Origin of the sequence: Herbiconiux sp., from assembly GCF_023264895.1 — a bacterium.
In the GTDB taxonomy this organism is placed as follows: domain Bacteria; phylum Actinomycetota; class Actinomycetes; order Actinomycetales; family Microbacteriaceae; genus Herbiconiux.
The window spans coordinates 1-12486 of record NZ_JAHFUY010000034.1 but is presented as its reverse complement, the minus strand read 5'-3'; the positions used below and the strand labels follow the sequence as shown (position 1 = coordinate 12486).

10 protein-coding genes are annotated in these 12486 nt (G+C 72.6%); 4 read left to right on the top strand and 6 right to left on the bottom strand.

Annotation, left to right across the window (positions count from 1 at the left end; genetic code table 11):
* Positions 1-69 precede the first annotated feature (69 nt).
* Together Q0D57_RS07790 and Q0D57_RS07785 are read right to left on the bottom strand one after the other, a co-directional pair.
* Entirely contained in the window at positions 70-1797 is a 1728-nt protein-coding gene (locus Q0D57_RS07790) for an FAD-dependent oxidoreductase (RefSeq protein ID WP_291040846.1), read from the bottom strand.
* The gene (locus Q0D57_RS07785; RefSeq protein ID WP_291040839.1) at positions 1794-3005 is read right to left on the bottom strand and encodes a uroporphyrinogen decarboxylase; all 1212 of its coding nucleotides are present in this window, start codon (positions 3003-3005) and stop codon (positions 1794-1796) included. The genes Q0D57_RS07790 and Q0D57_RS07785 overlap by 4 nt, the downstream gene beginning before the upstream one ends.
* Before the next feature lie 85 nt (positions 3006-3090).
* Here Q0D57_RS07785 and Q0D57_RS07780 point away from each other — a divergent pair, with 85 nt between their 5' ends.
* The 3 genes from Q0D57_RS07780 to Q0D57_RS07770 all read left to right on the top strand — a co-directional run bounded on the left by Q0D57_RS07780 (position 3091) and on the right by Q0D57_RS07770 (position 6598).
* The gene (locus tag Q0D57_RS07780; protein ID WP_291040836.1) at positions 3091-4605 is read left to right on the top strand and encodes a hypothetical protein; all 1515 of its coding nucleotides are present in this window, start codon (positions 3091-3093) and stop codon (positions 4603-4605) included.
* A gap of 93 nt (positions 4606-4698) precedes the next feature.
* Positions 4699-6090 carry a glutamyl-tRNA reductase gene (locus Q0D57_RS07775; RefSeq protein WP_291040833.1) on the top strand — a complete coding sequence of 464 codons (1392 nt, stop codon included), beginning with the start codon at positions 4699-4701 and terminating at the stop codon, positions 6088-6090.
* 91 nt (positions 6091-6181) lie between these two features.
* Positions 6182-6598, top strand: coding sequence for an NUDIX domain-containing protein (locus Q0D57_RS07770; protein ID WP_291040830.1), 417 nt, complete (start codon positions 6182-6184; stop codon positions 6596-6598).
* A 236-nt stretch (positions 6599-6834) separates the two neighbouring features.
* On the opposite strand, the gene Q0D57_RS07765 is transcribed toward Q0D57_RS07770, so the two are convergent.
* Positions 6835-7884, bottom strand: coding sequence for an aminotransferase class V-fold PLP-dependent enzyme (locus Q0D57_RS07765; protein WP_291040828.1), 1050 nt, complete (start codon positions 7882-7884; stop codon positions 6835-6837).
* A 93-nt stretch (positions 7885-7977) separates the two neighbouring features.
* Between Q0D57_RS07765 and Q0D57_RS07760 the strand changes: the two genes are divergently transcribed.
* Positions 7978-9069 carry a LysR family transcriptional regulator gene (locus tag Q0D57_RS07760; protein WP_291040825.1) on the top strand — a complete coding sequence of 364 codons (1092 nt, stop codon included), beginning with the start codon at positions 7978-7980 and terminating at the stop codon, positions 9067-9069.
* Positions 9070-9183: 114 nt separating this feature from the next.
* Here the strand turns inward: Q0D57_RS07760 and Q0D57_RS07755 are convergent, their stop codons facing one another.
* The 3 genes from Q0D57_RS07755 to Q0D57_RS07745 form a co-directional block, all read right to left on the bottom strand.
* Positions 9184-10170: a serine hydrolase gene (locus Q0D57_RS07755; RefSeq protein WP_291040819.1), complete on the bottom strand. Its 987-nt coding sequence runs from the start codon at positions 10168-10170 to the stop codon at positions 9184-9186.
* A 70-nt stretch (positions 10171-10240) separates the two neighbouring features.
* Positions 10241-12253, bottom strand: a complete 2013-nt coding sequence (locus Q0D57_RS07750; RefSeq protein ID WP_291040817.1) for a M13-type metalloendopeptidase — start codon at positions 12251-12253, stop codon at positions 10241-10243.
* Positions 12254-12351: 98 nt separating this feature from the next.
* A complete protein-coding gene (locus Q0D57_RS07745; RefSeq protein WP_291040961.1) occupies positions 12352-12444 on the bottom strand; it encodes an SHOCT domain-containing protein in 93 nt (30 codons plus the stop codon).
* Between the last annotated feature and the right edge of the window lie 42 nt (positions 12445-12486).

Here is a 12486-nt window from a genome sequence, read left to right as displayed (position 1 = left end):
GGCGACGGTCAGTCAGGTCGGTGAGCCAGGCCGGTCGGCCAGGCCGGTCGGCCAGGTCAGTCAGGTCGGTCAGTCCTCGCGGTCGAGTCTGCGATCCCCTCGGAGCTCCGCCGCGAGGCCGGAGGCCGTCACTCGAGCGTGCTCGACGGTGGCTGCGAGTCCCGTGCCGGACACCCACGCGCCCACGACGTCGAGCCCGGGCACCTCGGCGACCGCGGCGAGCGCCTGGCGCACCCGTGCCTTGTGGCCGACGGTCGCGAAGGCGAGCGAGTCGTTCCAGGCGGTGAGGGCGAAGTCGACCACGTCGGCATCCTGCAGCGGGACCCCGAGCAGAGCGCTCGCGTCGCTCAGCGCCGTCGCGCGGTCCACCTGGGGTGCGGCAGCCTCAGGTCGAACCGCCTTCGCCGTCCCCTTCGTTCCGGCGGGCACCGGACGCCGCCCGTACGACAGCCGCAGCACGTGCCGGCCGGAGGGGAGGCTCGCGCCCAGCCACTCCCACTTCGCGCTCGAGTGCGTGAGCGCCTTGGCGGCCACGCCGGGCGTGCCCTCCGCCACGAGCACGCCGCTGCCCCGCGGATGCGCGTCGAGCCGAGCATCGTCGATCACGAGCGTGGCCAGGGTCACGGATGCCGGCTCCGGCCACTCCGTCTTCCCCGGCAGGGCCGCGGTGGCGCCTGCCGCCGCCGATCCCACGCCGAGGCCCGCCAGAAGCGCGAGCCCCGGCCGGAAGTCGGTCGCCACCACCACGGCCCGCGCCCGGATCGTCTCGAGGTCGCCCGCCGTGCCCGCCGCAGCCGCATTCGCACTCGCGGCCGCCGCACCGGCACCCGCACCGGCATCCGCACCCGCATCTGCCCTTGCGGAGGCCGCCCCGTCGCGGACTTCGCCAACCCTGCGCACGACCTCCACCGCATACGCCTCGGTGGCGTCGAGAGATGGCGTTGTCCGCACCGAAGCGCCCGTGGAGCCCGCATCCCCCGCCACCGACCCCGCCCCCAGCCGCGCCACCCCCACCACCCGCGCCGACGTCACAACCCGCACTCCGTAGAACCGCGCATCCGCCTCGAGAGCCTCGACGATCCGGAACACCCCGCCCACGATGCCCTGCACCTGCGACCCGGCCGGCGCCTGCTCGCGCAGCGCCATCACGGCGCCCGAGAGCGACCCCTGCGTGGTCATCGCCTGCGTGAGGCCGGGCGCCACGGTGCGCACGTCGACCACAGAGGGGTCGGCGCTGTGCACCCCGGCGACCACGGGGGTCACGAGCCGGTCGAGCACCTTCGCGCCCATGCGACGGCGCACGATGTCGCCGAGGTCGTGCTCGGGGCGCACGCGGAGGAGGGGCATGAGGCGGTCGAGGTAGGCGCGGAGCGATCCGCTCCAGCCGATGATGCGCCGCACGTCGTCGGCGAGCGGCACCCCGGGAATGCCGAGCACGCCGGCAGCGGGCAGCGGAGCAGCCCCGCCGCCCCACGCCACCCACGCTCCGGCCGGCGCTGGCGTCACGATGTCGTCGCCGAGCCCGAGCTCCTTCGCGAGGCTCGCCACGGTGCCCTTCCGGGTGGCGAAGCTCTCGGCCCCGGCGTCGAGTCGCACGCCGGCCACCACGTGGGAGGCCACGAATCCGCCGAGCGCCGGGCGCTCCTCCACCACGGTCACCGACAGTCCCAACCGGGCCAGCTGCCGCGCCATCACGAGCCCGGCGACACCTCCGCCCACCACGACCACGTCGCAGTCGGTGTCCCGGCCTTCCGCCTCCGGCGACGAGCCGGGGCGTCCGAGCTCCGGATCGCTCACGACCCGCTCGTCCCGTCCGACCCGCCATCCGACCCGATCGAGCCATCCGCCCCGCCCTGCGCGTGCACGAGCTCGACGATCCGCGTCAGCACGTCGGGATCCGTCTCCGGCGGAACCCCGTGCCCCAGATTCAGCACGTGCGCCCTGGCGCTCCGCCCGCGCCGCAGCACGTCGAGCACGTGCGCCTCGAGCACCGGCCACGGAGCCGCCAGCAGCGCCGGATCGACGTTGCCCTGCACCGTCACCGACCCACCCAGCCGCCGAGCCGCCTCGTCGAGCGGGATCCGCCAGTCGACCCCCACGGCGTCGACGCGAGGAGCGACCGAACCATCCACGCGAGGAGCACCCGAACCATCCACGCGAGAAGCACCCGAACCATCCACGCGAGAAGCGCCCGATCCGCCGCGCTGCCCCACGTCCCGCATCTCGGCCAGCACCTCGCCGCTGCCCACACCGAAGTGCACCACGGGCACGTCGAGGTCCCGGATGGCGGCGAGCGCGCGGGCGGAGTACGGGGCCACCCGCGCCACATAGTCGGCCTTCGACAGCGACCCCACCCACGAGTCGAACAGCTGCGCCGCACTCGTGCCTGCGAGCACCTGCGAGCGCAGGAAGGCGCCCGTGACGTCGGCGGCCCAGGTGAGCAGGCCGTCCCAGGCCTCGGGGTCGGAGTGCATGAGGGTGCGGGCGCGGATGTGATCTTTCGACGGGCCGCCCTCCACGAGGTAGGCCGCGAGCGTGAACGGCGCCCCGGCGAACCCGATCAGCGGCGTGCTGCCGAGAGCCGCCACGGTCAGGGCGACGCCCTCGGCGATGGCCGAGAAGTCGGCGCCGGCCGGATCGGGGAGGGCCGAGACGTCGGCGAGCGTGCGCACGGGCTTCGCGAGCACGGGGCCGCGCCCCGGCTCGATCTCGACGTCGACCCCGGCGAGCTTCAGCGGGATGACGATGTCGCTGAAGAAGATCCCCGCGTCGACCCCGTGCCGCCGCACCGGCTGCAGCGTGATCTCACTGGCCATGGCCGGGTCGAGGCAGGCGTCCAGCATCCGGGTGCCCACGCGCAGCTCGCGGTACTCCGGCAGCGACCGGCCGGCCTGCCGCATGAACCACACCGGCGTGCGGTCACCGCGCGTTCCGCGGTAGGTGGTGACCAGAGCGGATGCGCTCGTACGGCCGTCTTCGAGGGGATGGTTCGCGGGCAGAGTCACCGCCACATCCTACGGAACACGGATGCGCGGAGGCTGGGCCGCCGTCGGTCCCAGGTGGTAGACAGGACGCAGACGGGGAGGCTCCATGAGCAACGACGACCAGGCCGACGACCAGCGACGCGACGCCCAGGGGGCGCCTGAGCAGCCTCCGGCGCAGGGCGCTCAGGATGCGGCGGGCCCCGCGCAGGGTGCTCCGGATGCACCGGCCCCGGCGCAGGGTGCGCCCGGCACGCCGCCCACGGCCCAGGGTGCACCGGATGCGGCACCGCCGTATCCGACCTACCCAGGCCAGCAGCCTCCCCAGTACCAGCCGCCTCAGTACCAGCAGCCCGCGTACCAGCAGCCCCCAGCACCTCAGCAGCCCTACGGCCAGCAGCAGCCGCATCCCGGCTACCCGCAGGCGAACCAGCCTCAGCAGCCGTACGGCCAGCAGCGCCACCCCGGCTACCCCCAGACGAACCAGCCCCAGCAGCCCTACGGCCAGCAGCAGCCCCACCCCGGCTACCCCCAGGCCTCAGGCCAGGGCAACGGCCCCCAGGGCCCCCAGGGACCGCAGGGCCCCCAGCCCCCGCGCAAGCGCCTCGGCACCGGTGCCATCGTCGGCATCATCCTCGGCGGCGTCGCCCTGCTTCTCGTGATAGTCATCGTGATCGCCGTCGTGCTGGTCAACCAGTTCGCGGGCTCCGCCGGGAGCGACCCCGGCGCGGGTGGATCGGGCGGCGACGCCGGCGACTCCCCCTCGGTCGTCGTCACCGACTACCTCACCGCTGTCTCCGAGGGCGACGCCGAGACCGCGCTCAGCCTGATCAGCGACGAGCCGGAGGACGACACCCTCCTCACCGGGCACGTCCTGGCCGCCTCCGCCGAGCTCGGCGCCATCACGGACATCACGATCCTCAACGAGGTGACCGACAACGGCTCCTCCATCGTGACCACTTCGTATTCGATCGGCGGCTCGTCCGTCGACACCGAGTTCTCGGTGCTCGACTACGACGACGACGGCGTGTGGGAGATCAACGGCGGCCTCGCCTACCTGCCGCTCGGCCAGTTCGACGGGCTCGACGTCACGGTCAACGGCCAGCCGGCCGAGGGCGACGACCTGCAGGTCTTCCCGGGCACCTACGAGCTCGCCACTCCCCTGCCGAACTTCACGATCGCCGGAACCCCGACCGTCGTGGTCACCGATCCGTACTCCACGGCCGACTTCTCCGACACCACCGCCGAGCTCTCCGAGGCCGGGCTCGCCCAGTTCCGGAGCCTCGTGCGCGCCGCGGTCGACGCCTGCGTCGCCTCCACATCGCTCGTCGCCGGCTGCGGGCTCGACCTGCAGCCCACGCTCGACGACGGCACGCAGCTCACCGACGGCACCATCAAGCGCACGCTGCCCGCCGACACCATCACGACACTCGACTCGCTCGAGGCGACGCTCAGCTACGACAACCCCACCCTCGCGCAGGGCGACTACGTCGGCTCGATCGACGTCGAGGCGCCGTGCACCCAGAACGGGCAGACCGGCGTCTGCAGCCTGCTGTTCGGCCCGTCGCTCGGCACTCCCTCGGTCGACATGGCCGCCGAGAACCCGACGGTGCTGTGGGACTGACCGCAGCGCTCCCGACACCATGACACCGCGCCCCATCCGACGGATGCCCTGCTTTCAGCACGGGCACATCCGCAACGGGCGTACAATTGCTCAGTGCTCATCTGCCTGACCGCGAACCACCGGAACGCGAGCTTCGACCTCCTCGAGAAGCTCTCGGTGGGCACCGGAGACGTGGCCAAGCGGCTGGTCGCCGAGAGCGACTTCGTGCAGGGGGCCGTCGTGCTCGCCACCTGCAACCGCTTCGAGGCCTACCTCGACATCGACGAGCCGCTCACCGCCGGGGTCTCCCTGGCGGTCGAGCAGGCGGCCGAGGAGTTCGGCGGGGCCGCGGGCACCGACGTGGGCGAGCTGCGCGACAGCCTCACCGTGCTCTGCGGAGACACCGTGGCCGACCACCTCTTCTCGGTGTCGTCGGGACTCGAATCCGTCGTCGTGGGTGAAGACGAGATCGCCGGCCAGGTGAAGCGCGCCCTCAGCACCGCGCGCATCGAGGGCACCACCTCCTCCGACCTCGAGCGCCTCTTCCAGCGGGCTGCGCACACCTCGCGGGGTGTCAAGACCAAGACGGGGCTCGGCGGCGCCGGCCGCTCACTCGCCCGCCTCGCGCTCGACCTCGCCGAGAGCCGCGTCACCGAGTGGGCCCGCACGCGCGTGCTGCTCGTCGGCACGGGCCAGTACGCGCGGGTCACGCTGTCGAACCTGCGCGACCGGGGTGTCACCGACATCCGCGTCTACTCCCCCTCGGGCCGTGCTGCGGTGTTCGCCGCCAAGCAGGAGCTCGAGCCCGTCGCGGCCGAGGGCTATCTCCAGGCCGTGGCCACCGCCGACGTGGTCATCACCTGCTCGACTGCCGAGACCGTGGTTCTCGACGCCGAGCACCTCGCCGCCGCGGCTGCGCTGCCGGGTGCCTTCGAGCGTCGGCTCGTGATCGACCTCGGGCTGCCGCGCAACGTCGACCCCGCCGTCTCCGGCGTCCACGGCACCGAGCTGCTCGACCTCGAGACCATCAGCCTGCACGCCCCCCTCGACGAGCTGAACGCCGAGTCGGATGCGCGCGCGCTCGTCGACCAGGCCGCCGCCGAGTACCGCGCGGGCAAGGCCGAGGCTGCCGTCACCCCCGCGATCGTCTCGCTGCGCGCGCACCTCTTCGACCTCCTCGACGCCGAGATCGAGCGCTCCCGCGGGCGCGCCGGCGCGTTCGGCGCCTCGCCGACGGCCACGCTGACGGGTGCGGAGGCCGCGGCGCAGACCGAGCGGGCGCTCCGTCACCTCGTGGGCGTCATCCTGCATTCGCCCTCCGTGCGGGCGCGCGAGCTCGCGCGCGACGGCCGGGCCGACGAGGTGTTCGCGGCGGTCGAGACCCTCTTCGGCCTGGGCTCCGAGGCCGCGCAGCGCTCGGCGCTCCAGTCGGCCCTCTCGGAGTCGCTCGACGACCCGTCCTCCGGCCCCGTCGACCTCGACGACTACCGCCGCGCCGGCGCCTGACCCCCGCCGCCGCTTTCACCCACTTGACACAAGACGTGCCAAGTCGACGAGAATGAGCGCATCTTCTGTCAAGTGGGCGAGCTGGTGACGCGTGAACGGTGAGAACCCGCTGCACCCGATCCGGGTCGCGGCGGTCGCGCTCATCCGGGACCGCCGGCTGCTCATGGTCACCGCCCGCGCTCGCGACGTGCACTACATGCCCGGCGGCAAGATCGATCCGGGCGAGACAGCGGCCGAGGCGGCCGTGCGGGAGGCCCGCGAGGAGATCGGCGTCGAGCTCGACCCCGCCGAGGTGACGCCGCTGTTCACGGTCACGACCCAGGCCCACGGCGAGCCCGAGGGCCGCCAGGTCGAGATGCAGGTCTTCGGGGCATCGACACCGGATGCGCCGCGCGCCTCGAGCGAGATCGACGCGCTGCACTGGGTCACCTCGGCCGACGCCCACCGCTGCCCGCCGGCCGGGGCGGAGACGCTCAGCCGGCTTGTGGCGGCGGGCCTCGTCGACTGAGGGCGCCCGCCTCCGCTGGCCGACCAACCCAGCCACCGACGCCGCGACCGCGACCGCGACCGCGACCGCGACTTGACACTACCTGCGCGAATAGCCGCCGACTTGGCACATCTTGTGTCAAGTCAGGAGCCAGAGGCGCAACTTCTGTCAAGTGAGGCGAGCGGGCGAGCCAGAGCGCGCCGAGCGAGAGCGCGAGCCGCGGGCGACCGGCCACACCCCCCAGCGACACCCCGGGCTCAGCGCCCCAGCGCCTCGCACACGAGCTCGACATCGGCGGCGTCGTTCCACACGTGGAACGCCACGCGCGCCCGCCCCGCCCGCGCCGACGCCGCGATGCCCCCCGCCGTGAGGGCCGCGATCGCGCTGCCGTCCGCATCCGGCCACGTCACGATCGCCGATCCGCTCGACGGGACACCGAGCCGGGCGCAGAGATCGTCGGCCAACCCCACGCAGTGCTCCCGCACGGCACCGAGGTCGGCCCGGGCGAACAGCTCGAGCGACGACGCCGTGCCGAGCCACGCCTGCCACGCCGGCGAGACGTCGAACCGGCGCGCCCCCGCCGCCAGTCGCATCCCGGGGCCGTAGCACGAGCCCCACACGTCGTCGCCCGCGTACCAGCCGGCCTGCGCCGGCACGATCCGCTCGGCGAACGCGGGCTTCAGCGTGAGGAACGAGGTGCCCCGCGGAGCGCACAGCCACTTGTAGGCGTGGCACACCGTCGCATCGAAGCGCGAGGCGTCGACCGGCATCCAGCCGCAGGCCTGCGTGGTGTCGCAGAACGTCGCCGCTCCGTGCAGCGCGGCGGCCGCCAGCACCGCCTCGACATCGGCGAGCGCCCCGGTGGCCGACTGCACGAGCGAGAACGACACGAGCGTCGTGGCCGGACCGATCGCATCCGCCAGCCCCGCGAGCGGCACGCACCGCACGCTGAGCCGCCCGAGCTGCTCCTGCACGAGAAAGGGGAACACCATCGAGCTGAAGTCACCGTCGACCACGAGCACCTCGGAGCCCGGGGGCAGCGACGCCGCCACGAGAGAGGCCTGCACCGACACCTGCGACCCCACCGCGACGTCGTCGACCGGCACCCCCACGAGCCCCGCGTACGCCGACCGCGCCCGCTCGACCGCGGCGCCGTAGCGAGCCGGTTCCGGATGCCCGTGCGACCAGTCGGCCAGGTCGTCGGCGAGCGCCGCCACCGTCTCGCGCGGAGGCACCCCGATCATGCACGCGGCGAGGTAGCCCGGCCGCACGTCGAAGTGCCCGCGCAGCTCGTCCATCGTGTCCATGCCCCCATGGTCCCGCCGCTGCACTCATTGGACAACACCCAGTCAGCCATGCTCTCCATAACCTGACGTGATGCATCCGGCTACACTCGCCTCATGACCCTCACCCCGCTCCCGAGTGCGTTCGATCTCGACTCGCAGACCCTGCGGCTCCTGTCGGCTGTGGCCGAGTACGGCTCGATCACGCGCGCAGCCGGAGTGCTCGGCTTCAGTCAGCCCGCGCTCAGCCAGCAGATCAAACGGGTCGAGGCCCGCATCGGGATGCCGCTGGTCACCCGGGCGGGGCGTGGCATCCGGTTGACGGATGCCGGGCTCGTCATCGCGAGGCACGCCGCCACCGTGCTCGCCGCTCTCGAATCGGCGTCGGGCGAGCTCGCCGACCTCGCGGGCCTGCGCTCGGGGCAGGTGCGGCTCTCGGCCTTCCCGTCGGCATCGTCGACGATCGTGCCGCGACTCATCCGCTCGATGGGCGAGGAGCACGAAGGCGTGCGCTTCACCTACCTCGAGGCCGAACCGCCCGAGGCGATCGCCGCCGTGCGCGACGGAGCGATCGACATCGCGATCGCGTTCCGGCACCCCGCCGACCGCGACGATCCCTTCGCCGCGGGGGCCGAGGGCCTCGTCGTGCACGAGCTCGCCCGCGACGAGCTGCTCGTGCTCGTGCCGCACGGGCACGGAGCCCTGCGGCAGCCTCCCGGATCGGAGCACCCCGCGTCATCCGGCGCCCCCGACCCGGCCCCGGCCCCGGCGGTCGACCTCGCAGACCTCCGCGACGAGACGTGGATCGCCGGCTGCCCGCGCTGTCGAGCCCACCTCCTCGACTCGTGCGCCCGCAGCGGCTTCGCTCCCACGATCGCCTTCGAGACCGACAACTTCGTGGCCGTGATGAGCATGGTCGCGGAGGGTCTCGGCGTCGCGCTCCTGCCGGCCCTCACCATCACGGCCTCACCCCTGCCGCCGGGGGTGGCCTCGGCCCCCACGACGTCGGGCGACCACCGGATGATCGTGGCGGTCACGCGCCCGGGCGCCGACCGCGTCCCGGCCGTGGGCGAGACCCTGCGCATCCTCCGCCGCCTCACCGCCAGACCGGCCGACGCACCCGCGACTTCCGCCTCCCACCCTCGCCTCCCCGCCCGCGCTGTCGGCCCTCGCTCTCCCTGCCCGCGACTTGACAGAAGTGGCGCCTAAAACCGCCGACTTGGCACATCTTGTGTCAAGTCGGCGACTTCAGGCCCATCTAGTGCCAAGTCGGCAGGACCACGGCGGCGGGACCGCGGCGACAGGCAAGGCAGCCGCACGCGCTCAGTGCACGTACTCCAGGAAGTCGGTGCCGAGCGTGCGCATCGACTCGATCACGGCGAGGCGGTTGCGCAGGTGCTCGTCGTTGAAGCGCATCGTGACCGCGTAGGAGATCCCACCGCTCGGCCCCGTGAGCACGCCGGCCTCGGAGCGGATGCCCGCATCCGACCCCGTCTTGTTGAACAGCGTCAGACCGTGGTCGATCCCCGTGTGGGCGAGCGGATCGAACCCGAACGCACTCGCCACGAGCGACTGGTCGACCCCGAGCCGCAGCCAGCCGGTCACGAGCCGCGAGGCCGTCTCGTCGACGATCTCACCGAGCTCGAGCCGCCGGAACAGCGTCGCCAGCTCGCGCGCCGACCCGACCGAGAGCTGCGGCGCGTCATCCGGACCCCGCTCGTCGCGCACGATGTCGAGCAGCAGCGTGCGCCGGAGCCCGAGCGACTCGGCGCGCGCACGCACCGCATCGAGCCCGATCCGGCGCAGCAGCACGTTCGTGGCGAGGTTGTCGCTCGTGGAGCCGATGAGCGCCGCGAGGTCGACCACGGGCAGCGCCGGAACCTGCAGGTGCTGCCACAGCCCCGAATCCGCGACCGTGTCGTGGGCCGTGCGGTTCAGGATGCTCAGACCCTCCGCTCCCGGCCCCGGCCGGGCACCGCCCCTCGAGTCGCGGGACTCGGCGCCCGCACCGTCCCGAGCCGCGATCCGCGCCGCCACCTCGATCAGCAGCAGCACCTTCCCGATCGACGCGGTCGGCACCGAGAGGTGGTCGTCGACGGAGAACAGCACGCGCCCGGTCGCGAGGTCGAGGGCACAGGCGGTCACCTGCACACCCGAGAGCGCGAGCTCGGTCAGCGCGGCGAAGCCCTGCCGGAAGATGATGCCGCCGCTGCCCGCCGGATCACCCCGTCGGCCGCGCTGCAGCGAGTCGGCGGCGGCCGCCTCGTCGCGCTGGCCTTCGCGGCCTCGGCGGCGCATCGGATCCGGCATGCCAGCTGGCCTCCTCGAGTTGTCGGCGCGACCGAGAGGGTCGCAGCGGGGCGCGAACCGCAGCCCGCACCTACCAGATGGTCACACGCTCAGCTGGATTCAACCAGAGTCCGTCCGAAGAACCCACCTCGAACGCCTCGTAGAACTCGTCGATGTTGCGCACGATCTGGTTGCAGCGGAACTCGTTGGGCGAGTGCGGGTCGATCGAGAGCAGACGGATGACCTCGGCGTCGCGCGACTTCTGCTGCCACGCCTGGGCCCAGCTGAGGAAGAACCGCTGGGCTCCCGTGAGCCCGTCGATCACGGGCGGTTCGACAGGTGCTCCGGATGCGTCGCGCAGCGACAGCAGGTACGCCTTCCAGGCTATGCCGAGACCACCGAGGTCGCCGATGTTCTCGCCGATCGTGAGGGCGCCGTTGACGTGGTGGTCGGGCACCTGGGCGGGGGCGAGCGCGTCGTACTGCGCGATGAGCGACGACGTGAGCTTCTCGAACGCCTCGCGGTCGTCCGCCGTCCACCAGTCGGTGAGCCGGCCGTCGCCGTCGAAGCGCGAGCCCTGGTCGTCGAAGCCGTGCCCGATCTCATGGCCGATCACCGCGCCGATCGCACCGTAGTTCGCCGCGGCATCCCGCGCCTCGTCGAAGAACGGATGCTGCAGGATGGCCGCCGGGAACACGATCTCGTTGAAGCCGGGGTTGTAGTAGGCGTTGATCGTCTGCGGGGTCATGAACCACTCGTCGCGATCGAGCGGCTTGCCGATCTTGCCGAGCTCGCGCTGGAACTCGAACTCGCTCGTCGCCCGCACGTTCCCGATGAGGTCGGTGGGGTCGATCGAGAGCGCCGAGTAGTCGCGCCACGTGGCGGGGAAGCCGATCTTGGGCGTGAACTTGCCGAGCTTCTCGAGGGCGCGCTCGCGCGTGGCCGGGCTCATCCACGAGAGCGTCGAGATGCTTTCGCGGTAGGCCTCGATGAGGTTGGCCACGAGCACGTCCATGGCCGCCTTGGCGGTGGGCGGGAAGAACTTCTCCACGTAGATGCGGCCGACCGCCTCCCCCATCGAGCCCTCCACGAGCGAGACGCCGCGCTTCCAGCGGTCGCGCATGCTCGGGGTGCCGGTGAGGGTGCGGGCGTAGAAGTCGAAGTTCTCCTCCACGAACGCGCCGGGGAGGTAGGGGGCCCAGCCGTGCACGACCTGCCAGCTCAGCCAGTCCTTCCAGCTCTCGAGCGGTGCCTCCGTGAGGGCGGCGGCGAGGCCCGTGATGAAGCTCGGCTCGCGCACCACGAGCTCGTCGAACACCCCGGCCGGCGCGTCGAGCGCCTCGCGCCAGAGGTCGAACAGCGACGTGCGCGCCGCGCCGTCCGCGGAGGCCTCGGAGACCGTCGCCGCGTCGCCGGCCTGGTCGAGGAACTCGCGCCAGGAGACGAGGTTGTAGGTGGCCTGGGCGTCGCGGGTGCGCACGTTGTCCCAGTGCGAGGAGGCGATCAGCGTCTCGAGGTCGAACACGCGCTGGGCGCGCACGGGCGCGTCGTCGAGGCCGGCGAGCTCGAGCATCCGCTGGATGTGGCCGAGGTAGGCCTCGCGCACCGAGGCGAACTTCTCGTCGCGGAAGTAGCTCTCGTCCGGCAGCGAGATGCCGCCCTGCTCCACAAACACGAGGTAGCGCTCCGGATTCCCGGGGTCGTTGTCGACGAAGAGACGGAGGAGACCGGGCACGCCCTGGCGCTCGAGCCGGCCGAGCGTGCGGGCGAGGGACGGAACGTCGTCGATCGCGTCGATGAGGGCGAGCTGCGGCTCGAGCGGGGCGGCGCCGAGGGCGTCGATGCGCTCGACGTCCATGAAGCTCGTGAAGAGGTCGCCGAACTTCCGCTGCTCCGTGCCCTCGGCGGCCGACTGCGCCTCCACGACGATGTCGCGCACCGCCTTCTCGGCCTCTTCGGCGAGCTGGTAGAACGAGCCGTAGCGCGCCTTGTCATCCGGGATCTCGGTGCGCGCGATCCACTTCCCGTTGACGTGTCGGAAGAGGTCGTCCTGGGGGCGGATGGTCGGGTCGAGTTCGGCGAGGTCGATTCCGGAGTCAGTCACGCCCCAACTCTACGCACCCCGCCCCCACCCCCGCCGAGACGTCACTTTCCACACATCCTGTGCCCCTGTGGTGTGGAAAGTGACGGTTCGGCAGAGGGTCAGGCGAGGAGCTTGCCCTTGGCGGCGGTGAACTCGGCGTCGGTGAGCACGCCGGCGTCTTTGAGGGCGGCGAGCTTCTGGAGCTCGGCGATGATGTCGACGCCACCGGCCGCCGGGGCGGACGGGGCGGCGGG

Coding starts and splice junctions, on each gene's coding strand:
- Q0D57_RS07780 (WP_291040836.1), top strand. CDS start 3,091: ATGAGCAACGACGACCAGGCCGACGACCAGCGACGCGACGCCCAGGGG.
- Q0D57_RS07765 (WP_291040828.1), bottom strand. CDS start 7,884: ATGGACACGATGGACGAGCTGCGCGGGCACTTCGACGTGCGGCCGGGC.
- Q0D57_RS07760 (WP_291040825.1), top strand. CDS start 7,978: ATGACCCTCACCCCGCTCCCGAGTGCGTTCGATCTCGACTCGCAGACC.
- Q0D57_RS07755 (WP_291040819.1), bottom strand. CDS start 10,170: ATGCCGGATCCGATGCGCCGCCGAGGCCGCGAAGGCCAGCGCGACGAG.